The sequence below is a fragment of the Chitinophaga pinensis DSM 2588 genome (assembly GCF_000024005.1).
Classification (GTDB): domain Bacteria; phylum Bacteroidota; class Bacteroidia; order Chitinophagales; family Chitinophagaceae; genus Chitinophaga; species Chitinophaga pinensis.
In genome coordinates this window covers 7078744-7101802 of the sequence record NC_013132.1, presented here as the reverse complement: position 1 = coordinate 7101802, position 23059 = coordinate 7078744, and the positions used below count along the sequence as shown (strand labels likewise).

The window sequence follows — 23059 nt, the reverse complement described above, 5'->3', positions numbered from 1 at the left end:
AAAAAATGGTAAAGCATGTTTGTAAGGCGATCAGGATCCTATTGATACTGTGCTGTCTGTTGTTTCCAGCTACCCGAATGATAGCACAGGGCACAACGGATGGGGCGAGGGTTACTATTACCGGTAAACACATTCCACTCACTACTGTTTTCAAAAGTATTACCCGGCAAACCGGGTATTTTTTCGTTTTTGATAATGCCATTATCGACGGCAACGAAAAGATCTCTCTCAATTATAAAAATGCCTCCTGGGAAGAAGTACTCACCTATGTCTTACAGAACAGGAATATCAGTTGGCTGAAACAGGGAAAACGCATTTATCTACAGGTTGCAGAACCAGATAAAAAGGCAGAACTGAGCAATACGGTAGAAACGATGGTCACTATCCGTGGCCATATTACGGATATCGGCAATCAGCCGGTACCCGGCGCTACTATTCTTGTAAAAGGGACTTCCCGTGGGGTCACCACCGGGGCTAACGGAGAGTTTGTACTGGCTGGCGTATCGCCGGGAGCCTTATTGCGTATTTCTTCACTGGGTTACCGTCCGATAGATACCATATTGCGCAGCGAGCCTCTGCATGAAATAAAGCTCGGAGATGCTGTCAATACCCTGGATGCGACTGTAGTGATCGGATATGGTTCCAGTAGTCGCAGGAGATTAACGGGAGCTGTCAGCCGGATGACGGCGGAGCAGTTAGCCAATCAACCGGTAGCCAATGTATTATCCGCTTTACAGGGGCAGATTCCGGGCATACAGGTGACCAGTACCAACGGATTACCCGGTGCGCAGATAAAACTGTTTATCCGTGGCCGGAACTCTATTGCTGCGGGCAATGATCCCCTCTTCATCATTGATGGTGTACCATTCGATATTACACCACTGAATAATACAGAAGACCTGTTCGGCGCAGCCGGACGTATCAGTCCTTTTACCAGTATCAATCCCGCCGATATTGAAAGTATCGACGTACTGAAAGATGCAGATGCGACTGCCATTTATGGGTCCAGAGGGGCCAATGGCGTTATATTAATCACGACAAAAAAGGGAGAGGCGGGAGATCCCCGCTTAGACCTGAATATACGTACAGGTATTGGCGTCACAGCAGGACAGATGTCCCTGCTGGGGATCAAAGATTACCTGACCATCAGAAGGGAGGCTTTTCTGAATGATGGTGTACAGCCGACAGTGGCCAATGCCCCGGATCTCCTGCTCTGGGATACGACACTGTCTACCAACTGGTTCAAAAAACTCATGGGAGGTACAGCGCCTGTAACCAATGCACAGCTGGGTTTTTCGGGTGGCAGTAATTACAATACCTTCCTTTTGAGCGGGAATTATTACAGAGAAGGAACCGTATTGCCGGCCGACCTGGGATATCACCGGGGTGGTTTTCATCTGAGTTTTCAGCACCATCATCCGGAGCAGCGTCTGGAAGCCGCTTTTTCAGCGAGCTTTGTGGCAGATAATAACCGGAGTATTGCGAATGATATTTTCGGATTTTATACGCTCCCACCTGATTATCCTTTATACGACAGCAGCGGTCATTATTATTGGGGCTCTTCTTTTGACAATCCGCTGGCATCGCTGCAGCAACAGTCAAACAGCAAGACCAATAATCTGTTAAGCAACCTGGTATTGCGGTACAGGGTATTGCCCGGGCTTATTCTGAAAACCAGTCTGGGGTTGTCCGATATACGGATGAAGCAGTTTTTTTCCTTTCCACAGTCTACCCAACATCCGAATAATGCACCTACCAGTTTTATCCGCGTTGCAAACAACAACCGGGAATCTTTTATTGTCGAACCACAGGCAGATTACAACCTGCGTCTTGGAAAAGGTAATATACATGCATTAATTGGCGGTACCTGGCAACAAACAACCCGTAAAGGTACACAGGCTATTGGTCAGGGATACGCGGATGAAGCCGTGATGGAATCCCTGGAAAGTGCAGATACGATTATATACCGGCCGGACTCTTATGCACTGTACCGTTATGTGTCTTTCTTCAGCCGTTTTACTTATGACTGGAAAAGAAAATACCTGTTGAATGTGAGTTACAGGCGTGATGGTTCTTCCCGTTTCGGACCGGGAAGACAGTTTGGTGATTTTGGCTCTGTCGGACTCGGTTGGGTATTTACAGAAGAGTCATTCGTACGCCGTTTTTCCTGGCTGAGTTTTGGTAAGCTAAGAGCGAGTGGTGGTTTTACTGGTAATGACCAGATCGCGGACTATCAGTATATGCGTAACTACGGCACGAACGGCAATTATACAGGCGATAATACCCTGGCGCCTTTACGGCTGGCAGACGACAGGTACAGCTGGGAGGCCAATAAGAAGATGGAGGCGGCGATAGAACTGGGTTTCCTCAATGATAAACTTTTCTTTTCGGCAGCAAAATATTGTAACCGCAGCAGTAATCAGCTGGTAGGTTATCAGTTGCCCGGTGTGACCGGTTTTACCAGTTACCAGGCTAATCTGCCTGCAGTAGTGGAGAATACCGGCTGGGAACTGGAGGTACGGACAAATAATTTCAAACGGCAGGATTTTAGCTGGACGACGGCTGCGAATATTTCTTTTTTCAGCAACAAACTCAGAAGATTCAATAGTCTTGCTGTATCATCTTATGCGAATGCTTTTGTAATAGGGCAGTCGCTGAATATCAAAAGAGGTTATCATTTTACAGGTGTAGATCCACAGACAGGCGTTCCCCGGTTTGAAGATGTGAATCATGATGGTAAACTATCCTCGCTGAATGATTATGTGACGATAGCTAACCTGGATCCGAAATTTTATGGAGGCATACAGAATGATCTGCACTATAAAAATATCAGCCTTGGTTTTTTCTGGCAGTTTGTAAAGCAAGAGGGAACATTTCCTTCTGTTCGTCCGGGGCAGTTTGCCAACCAGTTGACAGAGAGCCTGGAGCGATGGCGTAAACCAGGAGACGTTACGGATATTCCCCGTGCAACGGCGACTGCAGGTAATACGGCATATGATATGAGCAGTATGTTACCCTTGTCAAATGCCGGGTATCAGGATGCTTCGTATGTGCGGCTGAAGAACGTTTATATTTCTTATACCATGCCTGAAGCGGTATTGAGAAAGGTGCGGCTACAGTTGTGTAAATTTTATCTGCAGGGGCAGAACCTGCTGACCATCACCGGTTATAAAGGCGCTGATCCGGAAACGCAGATCCTGACACCTGTGTTGCGGGTTATTACCAGTGGGATTCAGTTAACATTATAAGCAGAGAAGCGCATGTCGTATCGTGTATTGTATTTTATCATTTGCTGCTTTTCACTCACAGTTTCCTGTAAGAAGCTGATAGAGGTGGACTCGCCTTCTGACGAGATTCCCGCCGAAGACATATATAACGATGATCGCCTGGCAGATGCTGCGGTGGCAGATCTTTATTTTCAGTTGTCTGATTATTTCCCGAGTAATGTATTGCCATTGATTAACGGCATGACAGCAGATGAACTTTCTCCGCTGAACAGCTATCAGCAGGTATATGCCAATAATGCTATTCCACCGGGAGATGTACAGCTGTTATCCTGCTGGAGAAGAATGTACCAGGTGATATATGGCGCCAATGCGATACTGGAAGGCATCAGCGCCAGCAAGGGGGTGTCCACTGAAAAGGGCCGGCAACTGAAAGCAGAAGCCAGTTTTTTAAGAGCATTCTGTTATTATTACCTGGTGAACTGCTGGGGAGAAGTACCATTAGTGACTACGACTAACGTCAATGAGACATCACTGGCGGCGAGAACGCCGGAAGTGGATATCTACAGACAGATCATTGCCGATCTTTCTGCTGCTGCTGCCTTGTTGCCGCCCGCTTATGTAAGCAGTGAAAAGGTAAGGGCAAACAGATGGGCTGTCATGGCATTACTGGCGAGGGTCTATCTGCAACAGGACAGATGGGAGGATGCCCTGGCCTTATCTTCCGCAGTGATTAATTCCGGTGAGTATACCCCGCTGATTGCTGTTGACAGCGTCTTTCTGCGGAATAGTCGTCCGGCGATATTACAGTTGTGGCGTAATGAAGGATATACTTTTGCCGGACAAACTTTTCTGCCTTTAACAGTCGTAGGTGGTTTTTCACTTTATCCATTCACGGCAGATTTTATGCGCACGTTTGAAGCGAATGATAAGCGAAGAACCAGCTGGACCAGTCCGTTTTTCTATGGCGGTGCGCTTTATTATAACAGTAGTAAATACCGTAACCGTACGGCTGCTTTACCCGGAAAAGAGGAATATGTGATGCTGCTGCGTATAGAGGAGCAGTATCTTATCCGCGCGGAAGCGGCGGCCAGACTGGATAATACAGGCAGTGCAATTGCAGATCTCAATGTGCTGAGAGCGAGGGCTGGATTGTCTCCTTTGTCCGCAGGCACTATGAGAGATTCCTGTCTCATGTATGTTGAGCGGGAACGACGCATGGAACTTTTCACGGAATGGGGCGACCGCTGGTTTAGTTTAAAACGAACCGGCAGCATTGATTCCGTGATGCGCATATTAAAGCCTTCCTGGAAAACGACGGCAGCGCTTTATCCGATACCACAGGAGGAACGAAACAGGAACCCTCATCTTACACAGAATGACGGGTATCAGTGAGCCAGTTGTATGGCATAGATATTATCCGCACAGTGTACTACCAGTTTATCTCCCTGTACGAAGAGCTGATTGACTTTTGTATGGGCAGGAATATCAAGATAATAGCTACCCAGGTATTTACCTGAGCTGATTTCATACACATCGATCACACAATGTTCGTTAAATAGTTTTTCGTCTTCATTGTCCGCTTTTAATTTAGCCTGTACATATAGTTTGTTGTTATCAGCGCAGCTGAAACCATTCACCATCTGATCAGGTCCGGCATTTGTATACACCTGTTTGTTTTCATCTTTATTAGCGGCTACTTCAAATCTTGATACGGTAAAAGTATCGATGGTATGACTGTTACTGATACGTTGCAGACTACTGTCAAAGGTGAAAAATCTGTTGCTGTAAAAATGGATGTAAGTCAATAGTCCTGTCTGCCTGTCATATGTCAGTGTACCGTCTGTGCTCATGCCACCATCTCTGTGCAGTTCAGACAAACCGTTTTCAGTAAGGATGCTGTCATTCTCAGTATTGGCGCGTATGAACAGCTGATCTTTTTCGCTGATATTCAGTTTCCGCAGTATAAAATGTTTACCGTCACGCAGTAAATAACCCTGTGAAAAACCGCCGGCAGATAGGTTGGTAAAGGTATGCAGACTACTATCTGTACGCGAAGTATTGTAGATAACAGGCAGGTTATAACCAAACACGGTAATGTGCCTGTTATTGACCTGTGTAAAGAAATATGCGCTGACTGCATTACTGAAGGATGCCTGCAAGGGAATGTTCAGTGTATCGGTTTGCGCGCCTGGATGGAATGATGTGGCGATGACGCCGGATGGTTGTTGTACGATTGAAAAATAGAACAGACTATCGTCGGCACCGACGATATCCAGGATATTGGTGGCGGGTATTGTTCCGATGGCAGGTAAAGGTAATGGGTGCAGATAATACCGGTTGAAGCCATTGGCTTGTTTGTTAGGCGCCGGCGCGATCCATACTAATACTGCAATAATTAAAAATGCCGCTACCAGGAGCGACAACAAGGTATAAATGCTCTTTCTCATAATGGTTTGGTAGTATGGCAGGAAGATTACATAAGTGCTTCCTGCCATAATATGTTATCAGCTCTTTCTGATGATGGTGGTAGGACCGGTGAGGCTTACCGCACATTGAACAGTATTTGCTGCGCCGCAATAGATGATTTTAACTTCAGTGGAAGTTCCGGTTACAACGGAACCATCGTTCAGTAACCACTCAGTGTCAGCCTGCAGTTTGCCGGCAAATGCAGTTCCTGCTGCGCACAGGGCAGCGAAAAACGCTAATGAAAGTGTCTTTTTCATGGTGTGTTTTATTAAATAAAATAAATGCCTACTCTGTTCTGAAGGTTTTCGGCTTCCCCCTATAATAATGCCGTTTATACCGGAAATCAGAAATCAGTTGGCTGGTTGTGCACTTTGTTGTTTTGCGTGCAGCAGTACCCCGATAGTTGATAGTATGACAAAGACGATATTAAAAACAATGTGTGCGTTCCATGAAAGATGTTGTAAAACACCTCCGCAGGAACAAGGAATAAAATAACTAAGCCGCAGCATAGCTACCAGATAAAATGTAAAAAGGCTTAAAAGAAAAAAAGAAAGATAAAACCCCATTAAACGTGTGCGGGTATAGAGTAGTAGTCCCGCAATAATTATTTCCCCCAATGGTAGTGCCCAGACGATAACAGGCGCGTACAAAGTGATAAAAGGCGATTGTCCCAATTGCCGCCGGAATGTATGATAGTCGAGCAATTTACTCATACCGGTATAAATAAAAAGGAATACCAGTAGAGCAGATAGAATGTCTGATAACAATTTTCTTGACATAGGATATAACGCTTGTCTAATATAGGATATTTTTCTAAATCATATAAGTATTTTATCCCGGGGAGATAAAGTATTGAAGAAAATCAATGTGGGTTTATCAGCCATTATTTTTGGATATAGCGGGAAAATGTTCCTGCAGATAATTCAGGAATATGGTCATGAGTTGTTGCAGGTCTGTTTCCATGCTTTTCAGGCGGGACCGGATATGTACCTGGTGGGTGCGGATATTTTCATAGTTGATGGCATTCATGTCGGGTTCGCTCACCCATACCTGCTGGAGGGCGAGTTCTCCGCGCAGGGCTTCAAACCGTGTATCCTGCTGGAGGAAGGCGGTATGGAAATATTCCAGCCTGTCCAGCAGGGAGCGGTCAAAATGATATTGCAGTATGTGAGCGAGTTGCGTCTTGAGTGCGATATTGCGATTTTCAAGCGCCGCCAGTTCTTTTTTAAATGCAGTTAATTCACGCAGGAGATCTTCCATTACTAAAACTATCTTATCTGACGTAAAGATAGTCAGCTGCCTGCGGGCAGCACAGGATGCGCATCAGCGTAAAAACTGATTTTTATCATTAATTCACCAGGTTGGCGAGTTTCTGTTCATTCAGGATGGTGATGACGCCCTGTTTTATTTCCAGTAGTTTCTCGTCTCTGAAGTCGCCCAGTGTACGGATCATGGATTCCGTAGCGGTACCTGCGATGGTAGCGAGGTTTTCGCGGGAGATATCTATGGAGAACGGCTGGTCAGTTACGTGATGGTATTTCTTTTTCAGGAAGAGCAATGCTTCTGCTACTTTTTTACGCAGTGAACTATAGGCAAGGTGCAGCAGTTGCTGTTCTTTTTCTGTGATATTTTTAGCGAGCAGGCGGATGAATTGTTGTGCTACTTCGCGGTTATTATTGATCAGCGTTTCAAAATCCTCTCTGGGAATAGCGGTCAGTTCGCAAGCTTCCAGTGCTTCGGCGTTTTCATGGTAGTTGCTGCCTTCGAGCAGGGCGACGTATCCGAGGAATTCGCCGGCGCTGTACAGATTGACAGCGAGCTCTTTTCCGTCGTTGTTCACCTTATAGGTTTTCACACGGCCTTTCTGGATAAAATAAAGGCTGGTCGGACGATTACCTTCCTGGTAAATCAGTTGTTTCTTTTTGTACCTGTCTGTATTACCCTCTTCCATCAATGTTTTCAGAGGATTAGCGCCTGTAGCTGTCAACAGCAGTTGTTGTACTCCTTCCATATCTGCAGGTAACACCTGTTTTTTAAGTTCTGACTTTTTTAATCTGCTTTCTACTGCATTTAAAAGGTCTGTACCGCTGAAAGGTTTGGTGATATAATCGTCTGCGCCCATTTCCATTCCTTTGCGGAAGTCTCCGCGTTCGCTTTTGGCGGTGAGGAATATGAAAGGGGTATCTTCGACTTCCGGGTGTTTTTGCAACAGGTGCAGTACGCCATAACCATCCAGCACAGGCATCATAATATCACATACGATCAGGTCGGGCAGTTCTTCCAGAGCCATTTCCACGCCGGTTTTCCCATTTTCAGCCGTCAGGACCCTGTAATTGGCAAGTTCCAGTATTTCGGCAGTATTTTCGCGAATATCGTCATTATCTTCTATCAGCAGGATCGTTTTCATTTATAGTACTATTCCTTTTAGTTATAATTGCCTGAAAGTGACGATGAAGGTGGTGCCTTTATTCAGTTCGCTTTCGCAGGTGATGTATCCGTTCATCAGTTCAGCGTATCTGCTAACGATATGTAAACCAAGACCAGTACCCTGGATATTGCTTACGTTGGCGCCCCTGAAAAAACGTTCGAACAGGTGTTGCTGGTCCTCCTGGGATATGCCGATACCGCTGTCTTTCACCCTCAATATTACATCATTTCCGGTATGTTCTGTATGCACCTGTATAACAGCGTGTTTTCCAGAGAATTTGATAGCATTTCCCAGCAGGTTTAACAGAATATGTTTCAGCAGGGAAGGGTCGAGCTGCGCTGCTGTTGCGCCGATGTGTTCATACTGAATACGTTGTCCTTCCTGTACAATATCCTGCATCTCCTGTATGATAGCCGTGACATGTTGCTGCAGATCAAAAGTGCTGGTGCGTACCTGTACGCCGCCTTCTTCGATCTTGCCCACAGACAGAAAATCGTTCAGTACTTCCGTCAGCAGGGTCACGGAAGAGATGATACGTTGTATATGTTTACTGCGTTTCGGTTGTTCAGCTTCTGTCGTATACTGATTGACCAGGAATGCAGATGACAGGATGGTACTGAGTGGTGTACGGAACTCGTGAGAGGCCATCGATACGAAACGGGATTTCAGTTCGCTGAGCTCTTTTTCTTTATTGAGCGCGGTCATGACCTCCTGTTTCGAATGTTCCAGTTGTTCAAGGGCAGTGGTCAGCTGTTGCGTACGTTCACTGATCTTGTGTTCCAGTTCATTGTTCAGTTTTTCGATCTTTTCTTCCGCCTTTTTTCTTTCTGTAATATTGTTGATATAGGCGATCACAAAAGCGCCTTCTTCATGTTCATACTGACTGAGACTGATCTCCACAGGAAATTCCGTACCGTCTTTTTTAACGGCAAAAAGATCCAGGCCAATACCCATCGGGCGGCTTTGCGGATGATGATTGTAATGATCTCTGTGATCCACATGCCGGTGACGGAAGCGTTGCGGCATGAGTTTTTCGATACGGTCACCCATGAGTTCTTCCCGTTCGTAGCCGAACTGTCTGAGGGCGAAGTCGTTGATCAGCACGATCTGGCCCTGCTGGTTGGTCACGAGTATACCGATACTGGCGTAATTGAACAGGGCTTCAAAGCGCTGGAGCTCCTTGTTATATTCTTTTTTGTAAACGCTATTGCCAGAGAACATTGTTGTCAGCTTGGTGATCCACTTCTTCATACTTGATACTTACCGTTAAAAGAATATGCGGTAAATATACTTTATAGGTTGTAAAATTCCACCTAAGCAGTATGTCCTCATATGACGGCGGTCAGCAGAATGGCTGATAATGCTCATTTTTCCCTGACATTCCTTTCCAGCCAGTGGGAAGCGAGGGTGGTCCAGGCGAGTCCGGCTTTATTATCAGGACGGAGGCCATAGCCGTGCCCGCCTTTGGCATAGAGGTGCAGTTCAACATGCACCTTGGCTTCCCGTAATGCGCCGGCCATGATTAGTGCGCTGTTGGCATATGGATCGTCGGCAGTGGCGAACAGGAAAGTAGGAGGGGTATGGTTATCTATCTCTAATTCAGGTGTAATGCTGTGATTGGGGCCCAGGTCAAGATAAGCGGGATAGATCAGCAGGGCAAAGTCGGGACGGGCGGAGGCACTATCGGCTTTGTCGATAGGGGTGTAGCTCTGTTTGTTATACAGGGTGCTGGCACGGGCACTGAGGCTGCCACCGGCAGAGAAACCCAATACGCCGATTTTTGACGGTTGCAGCTGCCATTCTGAAGCTTTGGAGCGTACGAGGCGTAAAGCGCGCTGTACGTCCTGTAAAGCGCCTTCCTGCTTCTGTGGTACCCGGTATTGCAGTACAAAGGCGGTATAACCCAGTCCGTTCAGCCATTGGGCAATTTCATAACCTTCCAGGTTGATGGCAAGAATCTGGTAGCCGCCTCCCGGACACACAATTACTGCTGCCCCATTGGCCTTGCTTTTCTCCGGCAGGAATACCTGCATGACAGGATCGGTTACATCTGTTAGTCTGATGACGCCTTTGCTGCTGTCGCTGGTCGGAACAGCCGGTTTTTTAGGCGCTGTTTCTCCTGGTACGGCGCCTGGCCACAGGTGAATGATGTCTTTTTCCTTGTTTTGCGCAAATGCCTGCATAGCGAACAATGAGAGTAAGAGTGTACACAATGTCGTTTTCATACCGGGACGGGTTTGGGGAACAAATTAACTAAAACGCAGGGCAAAAAAAAGAGGGAAAAAAGCGGGGTTAATTTTGGGGTTAAATTTTGGGGCTAAATAATAAATTAATGGGGCTAAAGAACAATAGTGTAGTGTAGTGGTGCTTGGTGTTAACGGGTACAAAATTATATACAGGAGCTATGCAGCGCAAGCGTAGTTCTACGGAATCTGCTGCTTGCGGAAATAACGTATGAGTATAAACGCAGCAGGATTCCGCCCCGGGAATGCCGGCTGCTATCCTATAGGAGGTTTTTTTATTATATTTGCCCCGACTCAAAATAATCATCGTACCGCCGGGTACACAACCCACTATGCTATGAAAACTGCACGTTTCATTGTCTTCCTATTGCTATGCTGTATGTCCACAGCTTTCTCCCAATCGATTACTGATGTTATCACCAGTGCTGAATGGGATGTTTTATTTCCACATCGTTTTAATCCTGATGACCGTACCGGTAGTGGTACTTTACCCACTACAGCCGCGAAGGATTTCTATTCTTACGCCAATTTCAGAGAAGCCGTAAGACTGATGTCCAACATCAAGATTATTTCTGAAAGACGTTGTGCGACCAATGCCTACAAACTGACCCGTGTGGACAAAACCACCGGCGCTTCAGTGGTAATCCGTCAGGATGCGGATTTCAGCGTTTCTCCTAACGCTATTATCCGCGAGGAGATCGATTATGCCACCTTTGCGGGCGAGGGCGACCTGATTGTCCGTAAAAGGGAGCTGATGGCATTCCTCGCCAATATCTCCCAGGAAACCACCGGTGGCTGGCCTACGGCACCTGGCGGTCAGTATGCCTGGGGATTGTATTTCCGCGAAGAAGTAGGTTATGAAGGTACCAGCAACATCGGTTACCGCGAAGCCAGCACACAGTATCCGCCTGCTGCGGGTAAATCCTACCATGGCCGTGGTCCGATCCAGTTAAGCTGGAACTATAACTACGGTCAGGCAAGTGAATTTATCTTCGGTGACAAGAACGTATTACTCGCTAATCCGGAGAAAGTGATCCAGGATGGCGTGATTGCTTTCCAGACAGGTATCTGGTTCTGGATGGCCCAGCAGTATCCCAAACAGTCCTGCCATGATGTAATGATCCCTGGTAAATGGGAACCTACTGCTGCACAGATAGCCGGTGGCCTGAAACCCGGTTTTGGCGCTACGGTGAATATCATTAACGGCGGACTGGAATGTAACAAGGGAACAGAGAACACGAAAGTACTCAGCCGTATTGCGCATTATCAGCGTTATACCGGTATCAAACAGGTAAGCATGGAGCTGAATGGCGGTAATAATGCGGTTAACTGTGGTTGCGCGAATATGGCTCCTTTTGCCATCGACAACACGGAGTGTTCACAGATCACGGCATTGACCTTCACTTCTCCTGCGAATGGTATTCTCAGTGTGACTTCCCTGTCTCCTGTGACACTGACGGTTGCGAAAAGCGATCCGAAGAATGAGATCACCCAGGTATTCATCAAAATCGGCGGTCTGAGGCTGGCAGGTACCAGCATACAATGGACGCCGACTGCTTATGGTCAGCAAACGGCGACTGCTGTCGGGCTGAGAAATGGTAAGGACTCCATCGTGACCACCATCAATTTCACGGTATGGAACAGCCAGACTTTCGCCGGTTGTGCTTCTCTGCCAGCCTGGGAATCAACGAAGATTTATGAAGCTGCCGGCAATATCGTTCGTTATAACAGCGTGATCTACCGCAACCTATGGTGGGCTGGTAGCGGCGATGTACCAGGTACTAACAGCACCTGGGCCGTTGTAGGCGCATGTAACGGTAATGGCGGCGATGGCGGTGGTACCGGTCAGCCATGTGGTGGCGTACAGGGATGGACGCCAGGCGGTATCTATACCCAGGGCGTGAAAGTGGCTTATGGCAATAAGATCTATCAGGCAAAATGGTGGACACAGGGCGATCAGCCGGATACCAATACCGGAGATGCGAAACCCTGGACTTTTGTAAGTAATTGTCCGGTAGCTTTGGCGGGTGCGATAACAACAGCGGCGGTTCTCAGTCAAACATCAGCCACTGAAAACACGCTGAAGGTTTATCCAAACCCGGTGAATGGCAACACATTGACGGTGACCATAGACGGTAAAGGCAAGGAGAGACTGTTGGTATCATTGCTGCGTGCTGAAACCGGTCAGCCGGTATTACAGCAGATCGTTCAGCCAAATGGCAGTGGGGCCCAACAGGTACAGCTGGATATCAGCCGTGTACCTTCCGGTACCCTGATCCTGAAAGTTGACAGCGGCAGATATGGTGTAATGGGCACTAAGAAGATCATCCGCATAAAATAAAATATTAAATTTTTGAGGGAACTGTAACCAATGGCATATCTTATGCGTTAAGGTTACAGTTCCCTTTCCGTTTTTAGGAGAGGGGTATAAATCAATTTTCATGAGAATACCATTAACCTTTATTTTCCTGGCGACGATTGCCATGACAGGATGCAGTAAAAAAACAACTTCCGGCGCTACAGAGGACTGTATCAAATACAGTAAAGTGCCTGTTAGTCAGATCGACAAAGCATCTGCAGGTACAAGCGGTAAAACTACCGTTTATTTCCAGGTGAACAGTGGCTGCGGACAATTCAGTAAATTTATTGAAAAGAAGAGCGGTAATACGATCACGGTAGAAGTAGAAGCTGTTTACAAGGGATGTATGTGTACAATGGATATTCCTACCCGCCAGGCTGCTTATCAGTTAAAAGAAAAGGCTGCGGGCACTTATTATCTGCAATTTGTATCAGGAGAGAATACGTTTATTACAGATACTGTGATCGTGAAATAAATTAGGAATTAGGAATTAAGAATTAGGAATTTTTGGCAATATTGTACAGCATACTTAAATAGGTTACTATTTTAATAGCTTATATAATAAACGAGTCTGATTATAGTGTTCCTTGTGGTTATACAATTCTTAATTCCTAATTCTTAATTCCTAATTTTTTTAAAGGGATAAGGTGCAAAACCTCATCCCTTTTTTCTTCCATCTTAAATCCCGAAAACTAATAGTTAAATCCCTTTCTTTTGTACATCCAGATGTTTCTCCAGCCATCGCCTTGCTGTGCAAGGGTCAGTTCATCAGCGGTCAGTTTTACGATCACGTAAGTCACTTTTCCGCCGAGCGGAATATCTGCACCTGTTATCTTTAAAGTTCTGTTCAATGTGTCCAGCTCAAACAATGCCTTTTTTGCTGTGCCGGCATGTGTGAGTGAGTAGTTTTTAGCACCATTGAGATCGAAGGTCATCTCGTCGGCAGCAACGCCCTGTTCTGTCAGGTAAGCGATACCATTCTGCCACCATTCAGGCGCTGTTGCGCCACCGGATCCGTTACCATAACAGATACCACCAGGGATATCTGTCGCCCATACCCAGGTCTTACCGGTCTGTTCGTTGGTAAGCAATTTCCATAGCGGACTGGCAAAATATTCCGGGTCATTTTTTGACACGGTAATATCGCTGGAATCAGCTAATGGTCCGCCGGGTGTATAGATCGTATAGCGGATGGTATACTTGCCTGCGAAGGGCAGGTTGATTGTATCCTTCTTATTCTTTGAAAAGCCGCCGGTATATTCCCAGAATGGGATATAGCTACCTGCTGTGAGGCTGTTCAGCATAACGATATTGTCGTGTCCCTGTTCCTGTGTAACGGAAAATTTCAGGTTATCTTTTGATATGCTTGGTCCATCCAGACTTTCTTCATCCTCCTTTGTACAGGAAACCAGCAGTGCAGATAACGCGAGCAGGGATAAGGTGATAAACTTTTTCATGATGCAGTTTTTTGTGGAATGATTCAACATTAGTTAGCCCATCCTGGATTTTGTCTGTAAACGCCGCTGGAGAGATTGATCTCCTGCTCTGGTATTTTGAAAAGTCCCTGTGTTTCTGTACGGAAAGAGACATTGAACTGTGCATCTGAACTGCTGTTGTCGATAGCAGCTTTTGCTACGCTCATACCCTGGCGCAGCAGGTCCCAGTAGCGTAAACCTTCCAGTGCAAATTCCAGTCTGCGCTCCTCCATGATCAGGCTTTTACCGTTGGTAGCAGTCAGCGTTTTTCTGCTGGTGGTATTCAGGAAAGCCCTGTCACGCACCTGGTTGTAATACCCCTGCGCTTTGCCCAGATCAGTACCCAGATTCAGTTCAGCTGCCATTAGCAGTACATCTGCATAACGGATGATAACATCATCAAAATAGTTGTCGATCTGGAAATTACCACCTTTGCTATCCGCATTGCCATCATTAAGTGGCATATATTTTTTCCAGAAGTAGCCGGTATATTGTGACTGATCACCGATTGCATATGCTGTCAGGTTTTCATCTTCAATAGAGATGATAGAGGCATTTCTCCTGGTGTCAGCGCCATCGTAGGCATTCCACAGTTTGCTGTTCACGGTACCGGCGCCCCATCCTTTGTAGTAAGGATTCAGTACCTGGCTACGGATGCCGATATCTACCTGCATACGGTTACCATTGTGCTGATCCCAGTTACCCAGTCCTTTATGCGTAAACTTGATCGACCAGATCGTTTCTTTATTGTCTTCACCAACAAAGGAAGCAGCAGAAGCCTGCCATAAACGCGGGAAGCTGTCTACAAGTCCATAGCCACCTGCATTGATGATATTTTCCAGGTAACTGGCTGCCTGTGCTTTAGTCACGACACCTGCCAGGTCATTCTGGTTATAATAGCCGGTATAATAGAGGAATACACGACCGATTAATGCCTGTGCCGCCCATTTGGTTACGCGGCCGTAGTTAGAGGTTGGAATACCCTGATAGGCCACAGCAGGTAATTTCTCCGCTGCATATTTCAGGTCTTCCGCGATCTGTTTGTATACATCCGCCGGCGTAGCCTGCGGCATGTTGTATTCTGATACGGTCAGCGGTTTGGTGGCTAATGGAACATTTCCGAAGAAGCGGGCCAGGTCGAAATAGAAGTAAGCTCTGAGGAAGCGTGCTTCTGCGACGTAGGTGTTTTTCAGTGTACTGTCAGTACCCCAGTTGACACCATCTATTTTAGACAATAATACATTCGCTCTGTAGATACCCGTATAGTATTTCTGCCAGAGGCCCAGGTTCATATTGGATGCTTCCTGGAAGCGATCCCATTGTTTCCAGACGAGGTCAGAGGTACCACCACCGCCGAAGCAATTGTCACTGGCCAGTTCTGACACGAGGTGAATATTATCATAGTCGCCGATGTTAAGCTGATTGTACACTGCTACCAGTGCCTGCAGGGCCTGATCGGGAGTCTGATAAAAGGAGGTTTCTGTCTGTTCGTCAACAGGAGAGCGCTCCAGGAAATCCTTGCTGCAGGCAGCAAAGAGTGAGATAGCTATAATGGAAGCGAAGATCTTTTTCATGTGGAATGATTTACCGGATTAGAATTTAACGTTCAGACCTACCAGTACGGATTTTGGCTGCGGATAGGTTCCCAGGTCAATGCCGGAAGCCCATCCTGTAGGACCGTAACCTACTTCAGGATCTACACCTTTGTAAGGTGTGAAGGTGAACAGGTTGGTAGCAGAAACGTATAATCTCAACTGTCCCAGCGGCAGTGTATGTAAGAGCTGTTTGAAATCGTATCCCAGGTTGAGGCTCTTAACACGCAGGAAGGACGCATTGTGTACATAGAGGTCGGAAGAACGGATCCAGTTCTGGTTCAGTTCTGCGCCATCAGTGACACGAGGCAGGCGGTTGGAACTGCCTTCGCCAGTCCAGCGGCCGAGTATTTCAGTGGTGTAATTACTCAGCGGACGGGAGAAGTCATGTGTACCATCCCAGATCTGGTTGCCGTAGTTACCATATAAAGAAGCCGAGAAATCAAATCCTTTATAACCCAGGTTGATGTTCAGACCGTAGGTGAATTTAGGATAAGGGTTACCGATCTGTGTCTGATCTTTACTATCAATTACGCCGTCGCCATTCAGGTCCTGGAAGCGTACATCACCCGGCTGTGCATTCGGCTGTATTTTCTTGCCATCTTTGGATACGTACGCTGCCACTTCCTGGTCATTCTGGAAGATACCAGCGGTCTTATATCCGTAGAAATAACCCATCGGGAAACCTACCTGTGCGCGGTAGAATTCAGGCATACTAGGGTAGGTAATAGCGGTAGCGCCGTTGATGATCTTTTCTTTATTGGGAATGTCAGTGATCTCGTTACGGTTGATGCCCATATTACCATTTACACCTACACTCAGGTCATGGAAAGTGTGGTGATAACCGAGAGAGATCTCCACACCCTGGTTGCGTACATCACCACCATTGATCAGCACTGTTGCAGCACCTGATACAGCAGGTACATTGACAGGTACGAGCCAGTCTTTGGTGGTCTTGCGGTAGATGTCAACAGTCAGGTTGAAGTCTTTCAGGAAGTTCGCATCAAAGCCGATGTTCGCCTGTTCGGAAGTTTCCCATTTCAGGTCCGGATTAGATATTTTGATAGGCGCTGCGCCGATAGCAGGTGCGTCTCCGCTGCCGAAATAGTAACCCAGGTATTGTGTAGAAATGGTAGACAGGTATTGGTAATAGCCGGTAGGCAGGTTGCCGTTCTGGCCCCAGCCTGCGCGGATCTTCAGGAACTCCAGCCAGGTAGGTTTGAAGAAGTCTTCATTGGTCGGTACCCAACCCACGGAGAAGGACGGGAAGTAAGCCCTGCGGTTGTTCGGACCGAAGCGGGAAGATGCATCTGATCTTACTACAGCGGTGAACATATATTTATCTGCGTATGAGTAGCTGATACGTCCGAAGTAAGAATAGATGGTGGCAGCGCTGTCTGCACCGTAGATGCGTTGTGTACTGTCTGTCGTACCATTATCGATCACCGCATTATCCAGACCGGTTTTGGTCAGGTCCTGCTTATATCCGTAAAGATAATTTGCTTTTGTTTCATTGGCGTTCATCCCTACGAGTACACCTATATTGTGTTTGCCGAAGTCGCGCTGATAGTTAATGGTATTATCCCAGTTCCAGGAGTTGGTACGATAAATACCCTGTGTTGCACGGGAGTGTTCGTTGATCACATTGGTGGACAGGTTATAGAGCGGTGTATAGCTTCTGGAATCGGTACTGCTGATATCGATACCAAAGTCAGTACGGATGGACAAACCTTTGACAGGAGATATCTGTAAGTAAGTATTCCCCATGATACGGTTTGTTTTATCCTTGTTCTGGTTCTGGTAATCCATCAATGCTACCGGATTGGCTTCTTCTACGTTAAAGGAAGACTTTGCGTAGTTGCCGTTCTCGTCGTATACAGGGAACAGCGGACTGGTACTGAATACGGAGCGGATAGCGTTGTTATAGATATTGCCTACACCGATGCCTCTTTTGCGCGATTGTGTATAGGTCAGGTTTTCTCCGAAGATGATGATGTCCTTGTACATTTTATGCTCGCTGTTCATGCGGAAAGAGAGCCTGTCATACCTGGACTGATCATTTACACCGATGATCCCTGCCTGTTCGGTATATGCGATAGAGGAAGAGAATACAGATGCATCATTACCACCAGCGAAGCTCAGGGAATGATTCTGCATAGGTGCATTCTTATTATAGATAGCTTCCTGCCAGTCGGTGCCTTTACCCAGTTTTGACAGCTGATCTATGGTGAAGTATGGCTGACCACCGGAATTGATGGCCATCTCATTCATGATCACACCATAGTCGTGTGCATTGAGTACAGATACTTTATGAGAAGGGTTCTGGGTACCGTAGTAGGCATCGTAGGCGATCTTCATGGTACCTGCACGGCCTTTACGTGTAGTGATCAATACTACGCCATTCGCTGCTCTTGCACCATAGATAGCGGAAGATGCGGCATCTTTCAGTACGTCCATGCTGGCAATATCGGAAGCATTCAGGTAGCTGATATCATATGTGGGTACACCATCCACGATGTACAGCGGATCTGCATTACCGACAGTACTTGTACCACGGATACGTACTTTCATGCTTTCACCCGGTTGAGCAGAGGTAGCGGTGATCTGTACGCCGGGCGTTTGTCCCTGTAATGCCTGGTCCACGCGCAGGGCATGGTTTTGTTCCAGCTGTTGTGTGTTTACGTGATCGATAGCGCCGGTAACCAGTTTTTTCTTTTCGGTACCGTACCCTACTACTACGATTTCATCAAGGCCGGTGGAGCCTTCACTAAGATTAACCGTCAGGGAGGATTTTCCTCTTGCGGAGATGACTTGTCTGGTGAAACCTACAAGTGTAACTTCGAGCGAGTCGGCGTCGCCTACCTGTAGATTGAAGCTGCCTGTACCATCTGTAATGGCGCCGTTGTTGGTGCCTTTGATGCGTACACTGGCGCCGGGAAGCGGGCTGTTATCTTTACCTGTGGTCACTTTACCGGAAAGTGCCCGTTTCGGAGTCTGCGCCATTGCCACGTTGCCGGATAACATGGTTAATAGCAGCGCGCTGCTCAATCCGCATGATACGGGGATCATGCAGGCAGTCACAAAATCTCTGATTTTGTAAGCAGTTTTCATAATGTTAGAATGTTAGTTACGGGATGTGTTTGTCTGATGGTCGAAACGTGAATTACAATTCACAACGTGTTAGTGTTATTGCTTAGCTATTGCTTTGTTCATGTACGTGGTTAATTTTTAAGTGATATCTTTTTTTCTGTTCCCTCATACTTCATCACTATCGCATCCAGCTTGTCGAGATTCAGGCTTACCGGTTTTTCTTTTCCTGCATGAACGATGCGGAACGTACGCTGTTGCAGCATACCGGAGAATTTACCTTCCCGTTTGCCGATGGTCAGTGTTTTGCTGGCGTCGTCGTATGTGAAAGGAATGGTACTGTATTGTCCTTTTTCGTAGTTATAGTTTATGCCCTCGTCTTCGTAGAGGGTGAATTTGCCGTTGCTGCCGGCATATACATACAATGTGATGGTATCGGCAGGACGTTGTGCGGTGTACTGCATCGCAGGGCCGAACGGAATGATACTACCTGCTTTTGCGTACAGCGGAATCCTGTCCAGCGGCGCATCCACGGTAATATGTTTACCACCTTCTGTATAAGTACCGTCATACAGGTTATACCAGCCGGTGTTAGCAGGAAGGTATAACTGACGTTGGCGTGCTTTGTAAGTATAGACAGGATTGACCAGCAGTGACGGACCAAACATAAACTGATCGCCAATGCGCTGTACGGCGGTGTCTTTACCGAAATCCATTACCAGTCCGCGCATGATCGTGTAACCATTGTGGTAAGTATGACCGGCGAGGGAGTAGATGTACGGCATCAGGCGGTAACGGAGTTTATCGTAGTAGACCATTGAATTGAATTCAACACTGTTATCCGGTGCGATATTGAATGGTTCGCGGTAAGGGTATTGACCATGAGAGCGGAACAGCGGACAGAAGGCGCCGTACTGGAACCAGCGGGTGTTTAACTCTCTCCATTCTTCCAGGTCAGCCCCTTTGGGATCAGGTTGATCGTATTTGTCTTCTACATAGAAACCACCGATGTCTGTCGTCCAGTAAGGCATACCAGACATACCAAAGTTGAGACCTGCAGGAATTTGTCTGGCCAGTTCATCGAAACGGGCGGCGATATCACCACTCCAGGTAGCAGCTGCATAACGCTGCATACCGGCATAAGCAGAACGGGTGAGAATGAATACGCGCTGATCGGGTTTTTCCTGGCGCTGACCTTCATAAATACCTTTCGCGTTCAGCAGTGCATAGGTGTTAAAATATTGGGTAGATGGCCCTAAAGCGGTAGGGTTCATCAGTTGTTTACGGTAGTCGATGGTTGCGTTGGAGAGTACGTCTGGTTCGGTTGCATCCAGCCACCATGCATCTACGCCTTTGCTGAAGAGGTGCCGGCTCAGTAACTGCCAGAAGAGTTTACGTGCGCCGGGATTGAAAGCATCGTAAAAGGTAGATACATAACCTTGTCCGATCCAGTCTCTGATACCATCATTGATGCTTTGTTTATACAGCCAGCCTTTATCGTTAAAGAGATTATAGTTATGAATGTCTTTGTAGAATTTAGGCCATGCAGAGATCATGAAGTGGGTATGATAGATGTTGTGCAGGGAGTCTATCATGCCTTTTGCGTCCGGGAACCGGGCGGGATCAAATTCCTGGCTACCCCAGGCATTTTCCTGCCAGTAGGACCAGTCCATGACGATGTTGTCCAGGGGGATCTGTCTTTTACGGAATTCCTGTACGGTGCTGATGACGTCACGCTGAGTTTTATAGCGTTCACGGCTCTGCCAGTAGCCTAAAGCCCATTTGGGAACGATGGCGGCTTTACCGGTGATATTGCGATAGCCATTGATCACATCATCCATCTGCTGACCGTATACAAAGTAGTAGTCGATCTTCTCTCCGGCTTCTGAGGAGAAGGCCGCTTTATTCTGTAAAGAGGCGGGTGTAGGAGAGAGATGTCTGACAGCAACAAATGCCTGGTCAGATTCCGGGATCCATTCTACTTTGATCTTATGTTGTTTCCCTTTTTCCAGCTGATGACGGAATACGGAAGGACCAGGGTTCCAGCCTTCTCTCCATTTATCCAGTTTCAGTTCACCGTCGATCCATACTTTCACATAGCCGGAGGCGGTCATATAAAACTTCTCCTGGCCACCTGTTTTGGAGGCGATATTGCCTTCCCAGGTAATGATGCCTTTACCCATCGGGAAACCCGCGGGCATCTTTTTCAGGTCAGGCAGGAAAGTAAAGTCGATAGCGGATTCCTGTTTTTGGAGGAAGATGCTGTCTGGTTTATTCCGGAGGGCATAGGTAGCGGTGAGACCACCCGGTTTGCCATTTTTGTCTGTCAGTTCGAGACTGGTTAATTCTTCATAAGGACGGTCATCCCCGAAGCGGGTGATGGAGTAGTTGTCCCAGAGGATACCATAATGATTGCTGGACACCAGGTAGGGGATGACAGCGATCGAGTTGTATTGCGTCAGGTCTACATCCTGGTCTTTGTAGTTCATCAGACCGGTCTGGTGCTGACCCAGGCCATAAAATGCCTCTCCAGCAGGCGATTCAAATACCTGTTGCAGTTTATAGAGCGGTTTACCATCTATAATAGCAGGTGTGAAGGTCTTACCACCTCCTTTTTTCTCCTGTAATATAACATGGCCGCTTGCATCTTTAAATACCACTTCACCGGTACTCAGATCGATGCTGGCAGTTAAGGTGCTGGTTTTCAGTATGATCTGGTTGTTTTTCTCTTCGCTGGTCCATTTTACCTCCCGGGTACCGGTGACGATAGCCATCAGGCTGGGAGTGGTGGAAATGGAGTCCGCAGGACTGGCGGTCACCCGGATAATATTATCCGTGATCACCTGTAGTTTTACCTGTTTTACTCCTCCGGCGGTTGTTTTTTCTAACCTTACCAGTAATCCGTCTTTGAGTCTTTCGATTTTTCCTGCATAGGCAAAATGTATGCAGCATGTAAAGGCAAGGACTGAAAAAAGTCGTTTTTTCTTCATATCGATGGAATTGATCTGATGGTTGTTTGTTGGCTACAAATGGTATATTTTCTTGCTAACGTGTGCTGACAAATTTAACAGTCCGCTATAAGACCGAGGGGAGGGGATTGTTTTAGAATAGGGTAGCAAATGTTAACTGAGGGGTTTTTTGGAGGGGATGGATGTTAAAAGAGGGGTATGATTTGTTAAATTTTATGGCGTAGGTGTTCAGTATGTAAGCCGTATGTAGTCCGTATATAGCGGATGATATACGGCTTATATACGGAGCAGTTACGGGAAAGTGGTGATTTATAATTAGTTAGGACGTGTGGGTAGGTTTAGTTGTCCTGAATGCCCCCTAAAAGGGCAAAAAATGGCTTACACACGAAGTATATACGGCGTATATAGGGAGTATCTACGGGGAAGCTATACTTGAGTGATATAAGAAAAGGAGGAATAGTTGACAGCGTCAATATTGATTAGTAGCTAATCATATTGAGAAAATGATTTATTTAACCGGGCATTAACGACAGAGGGCGAGGTATAGATATTTTAAGGTGAGAGAAAAAATCAGGCATCAGGAATTATCGCAACATACAACATGACAATTCCTGATGTCTGCTGATCAATTGCCATTGGCAGCCTCTTCCAACATGCCGATATCAAGTTTCTCCATCTGCATCATCGCCATTGTCGCACGTTGTGCTCTGCCCGGATCTTTATCCTGTAACAGTTCCTGCAGGCCTTTAGGCACCACCTGCCAGGACAGTCCGAATTTATCCCTGCACCAGCCGCATTTATCTATACTGCCGCCAGCTGTTAATGCGTCCCATAGTTTATCTACTTCCTCCTGTGTCTCACATTTAATGAACATCGATACGGCTGGTGTAAAGGAATAGTGCGGACCGCCATTCAGGGCGATGAACTCCTGTCCATCCAGTGTAAATTCCACCGTCATTACCTTTCCTTCCTGGCCGGGAACACCTGGTGGATAACGGCTGATCTTTCCGATGGAGGAATTTTTAAATAAAGAGGTGTATAGTTCTGCTGCCTCTTCCGCCTGATCATTGTACCACAAGAAAGGAGTGATCTTTTGCATAATAAATGTTTTTGGGTGTTTTGATGAAACAAACTTACACTGCATCGGGCATTCGGAAGCGGTGTGAAGAAGACTTCCTGAAGGGGGATTTGGGACGGGCGATGGGATGGCTTG

Annotated in this window: 16 protein-coding genes; 4 read left to right on the top strand and 12 right to left on the bottom strand. The window is 46.8% G+C overall.

All coding sequences use genetic code 11. The annotated features are described in order from the left end of the window. Positions 1-5 precede the first annotated feature (5 nt). Both CPIN_RS27520 and CPIN_RS27515 read left to right on the top strand, forming a co-directional pair. A complete protein-coding gene (locus tag CPIN_RS27520; protein WP_012793156.1) occupies positions 6-3248 on the top strand; it encodes a SusC/RagA family TonB-linked outer membrane protein in 3243 nt (1080 codons plus the stop codon). 12 nt (positions 3249-3260) lie between these two features. Further along, positions 3261-4619, top strand: coding sequence for a RagB/SusD family nutrient uptake outer membrane protein (locus CPIN_RS27515; RefSeq protein ID WP_012793155.1), 1359 nt, complete (start codon positions 3261-3263; stop codon positions 4617-4619). On the opposite strand, the gene CPIN_RS27510 is transcribed toward CPIN_RS27515, so the two are convergent. The 7 genes from CPIN_RS27510 to CPIN_RS27480 all read right to left on the bottom strand — a co-directional run bounded on the left by CPIN_RS27510 (position 4613) and on the right by CPIN_RS27480 (position 10346). After that, positions 4613-5674 carry a hypothetical protein gene (locus tag CPIN_RS27510; protein ID WP_148230655.1) on the bottom strand — a complete coding sequence of 354 codons (1062 nt, stop codon included), beginning with the start codon at positions 5672-5674 and terminating at the stop codon, positions 4613-4615. The genes CPIN_RS27515 and CPIN_RS27510 overlap by 7 nt on opposite strands. A gap of 57 nt (positions 5675-5731) precedes the next feature. Further along, positions 5732-5950, bottom strand: a complete 219-nt coding sequence (locus tag CPIN_RS27505) for a hypothetical protein (protein ID WP_012793153.1) — start codon at positions 5948-5950, stop codon at positions 5732-5734. A 93-nt stretch (positions 5951-6043) separates the two neighbouring features. Continuing rightward, positions 6044-6472, bottom strand: coding sequence for a MauE/DoxX family redox-associated membrane protein (locus CPIN_RS27500; RefSeq protein WP_012793152.1), 429 nt, complete (start codon positions 6470-6472; stop codon positions 6044-6046). Between the two features lie 97 nt (positions 6473-6569). Beyond that, positions 6570-6953, bottom strand: a complete 384-nt coding sequence (locus CPIN_RS27495; RefSeq protein WP_012793151.1) for a hypothetical protein — start codon at positions 6951-6953, stop codon at positions 6570-6572. A gap of 88 nt (positions 6954-7041) precedes the next feature. Then, on the bottom strand, positions 7042-8100 hold the full coding sequence (locus tag CPIN_RS27490; protein ID WP_012793150.1) for a response regulator: 1059 nt from the start codon (positions 8098-8100) through the stop codon (positions 7042-7044). Positions 8101-8121: 21 nt separating this feature from the next. Next, positions 8122-9372, bottom strand: coding sequence for a PAS domain-containing sensor histidine kinase (locus CPIN_RS27485; RefSeq protein WP_012793149.1), 1251 nt, complete (start codon positions 9370-9372; stop codon positions 8122-8124). A gap of 113 nt (positions 9373-9485) precedes the next feature. Continuing rightward, positions 9486-10346, bottom strand: a complete 861-nt coding sequence (locus CPIN_RS27480; RefSeq protein WP_012793148.1) for an alpha/beta hydrolase — start codon at positions 10344-10346, stop codon at positions 9486-9488. A gap of 355 nt (positions 10347-10701) precedes the next feature. Between CPIN_RS27480 and CPIN_RS37125 the strand changes: the two genes are divergently transcribed. Together CPIN_RS37125 and CPIN_RS27470 are read left to right on the top strand one after the other, a co-directional pair. Further along, on the top strand, positions 10702-12705 hold the full coding sequence (locus CPIN_RS37125) for a glycoside hydrolase family 19 protein (protein ID WP_148230654.1): 2004 nt from the start codon (positions 10702-10704) through the stop codon (positions 12703-12705). Positions 12706-12805: 100 nt separating this feature from the next. Continuing rightward, positions 12806-13198 carry a hypothetical protein gene (locus CPIN_RS27470; RefSeq protein WP_012793146.1) on the top strand — a complete coding sequence of 131 codons (393 nt, stop codon included), beginning with the start codon at positions 12806-12808 and terminating at the stop codon, positions 13196-13198. A gap of 217 nt (positions 13199-13415) precedes the next feature. On the opposite strand, the gene CPIN_RS37120 is transcribed toward CPIN_RS27470, so the two are convergent. From CPIN_RS37120 to CPIN_RS27445, 5 genes are all read right to left on the bottom strand, one after another. Next, positions 13416-14180 (bottom strand): hypothetical protein, encoded by a 765-nt coding sequence (locus CPIN_RS37120; RefSeq protein WP_012793145.1) that lies wholly within the window; start codon positions 14178-14180, stop codon positions 13416-13418. 29 nt (positions 14181-14209) lie between these two features. Beyond that, positions 14210-15772 (bottom strand): RagB/SusD family nutrient uptake outer membrane protein, encoded by a 1563-nt coding sequence (locus tag CPIN_RS27460; RefSeq protein WP_012793144.1) that lies wholly within the window; start codon positions 15770-15772, stop codon positions 14210-14212. A gap of 18 nt (positions 15773-15790) precedes the next feature. After that, complete coding sequence (locus CPIN_RS27455) at positions 15791-18901, bottom strand: SusC/RagA family TonB-linked outer membrane protein (protein ID WP_012793143.1); 3111 nt, start codon at positions 18899-18901, stop codon at positions 15791-15793. A gap of 110 nt (positions 18902-19011) precedes the next feature. After that, positions 19012-21867: a TIM-barrel domain-containing protein gene (locus CPIN_RS27450; protein ID WP_012793142.1), complete on the bottom strand. Its 2856-nt coding sequence runs from the start codon at positions 21865-21867 to the stop codon at positions 19012-19014. Positions 21868-22471: 604 nt separating this feature from the next. Continuing rightward, entirely contained in the window at positions 22472-22945 is a 474-nt protein-coding gene (locus CPIN_RS27445) for a VOC family protein (protein ID WP_012793141.1), read from the bottom strand. Positions 22946-23059: the final 114 nt, after the last annotated feature.

Coding starts and splice junctions, on each gene's coding strand:
- CPIN_RS27520 (WP_012793156.1), top strand. CDS start 6: ATGGTAAAGCATGTTTGTAAGGCGATCAGGATCCTATTGATACTGTGC.
- CPIN_RS27515 (WP_012793155.1), top strand. CDS start 3,261: ATGTCGTATCGTGTATTGTATTTTATCATTTGCTGCTTTTCACTCACA.
- CPIN_RS27510 (WP_148230655.1), bottom strand. CDS start 5,674: ATGAGAAAGAGCATTTATACCTTGTTGTCGCTCCTGGTAGCGGCATTT.
- CPIN_RS27505 (WP_012793153.1), bottom strand. CDS start 5,950: ATGAAAAAGACACTTTCATTAGCGTTTTTCGCTGCCCTGTGCGCAGCA.
- CPIN_RS27500 (WP_012793152.1), bottom strand. CDS start 6,472: ATGTCAAGAAAATTGTTATCAGACATTCTATCTGCTCTACTGGTATTC.
- CPIN_RS27495 (WP_012793151.1), bottom strand. CDS start 6,953: ATGGAAGATCTCCTGCGTGAATTAACTGCATTTAAAAAAGAACTGGCG.
- CPIN_RS27490 (WP_012793150.1), bottom strand. CDS start 8,100: ATGAAAACGATCCTGCTGATAGAAGATAATGACGATATTCGCGAAAAT.
- CPIN_RS27485 (WP_012793149.1), bottom strand. CDS start 9,372: ATGAAGAAGTGGATCACCAAGCTGACAACAATGTTCTCTGGCAATAGC.
- CPIN_RS27480 (WP_012793148.1), bottom strand. CDS start 10,346: ATGAAAACGACATTGTGTACACTCTTACTCTCATTGTTCGCTATGCAG.
- CPIN_RS37125 (WP_148230654.1), top strand. CDS start 10,702: ATGAAAACTGCACGTTTCATTGTCTTCCTATTGCTATGCTGTATGTCC.
- CPIN_RS27470 (WP_012793146.1), top strand. CDS start 12,806: ATGAGAATACCATTAACCTTTATTTTCCTGGCGACGATTGCCATGACA.
- CPIN_RS37120 (WP_012793145.1), bottom strand. CDS start 14,180: ATGAAAAAGTTTATCACCTTATCCCTGCTCGCGTTATCTGCACTGCTG.
- CPIN_RS27460 (WP_012793144.1), bottom strand. CDS start 15,772: ATGAAAAAGATCTTCGCTTCCATTATAGCTATCTCACTCTTTGCTGCC.
- CPIN_RS27455 (WP_012793143.1), bottom strand. CDS start 18,901: ATGAAAACTGCTTACAAAATCAGAGATTTTGTGACTGCCTGCATGATC.
- CPIN_RS27450 (WP_012793142.1), bottom strand. CDS start 21,867: ATGAAGAAAAAACGACTTTTTTCAGTCCTTGCCTTTACATGCTGCATA.
- CPIN_RS27445 (WP_012793141.1), bottom strand. CDS start 22,945: ATGCAAAAGATCACTCCTTTCTTGTGGTACAATGATCAGGCGGAAGAG.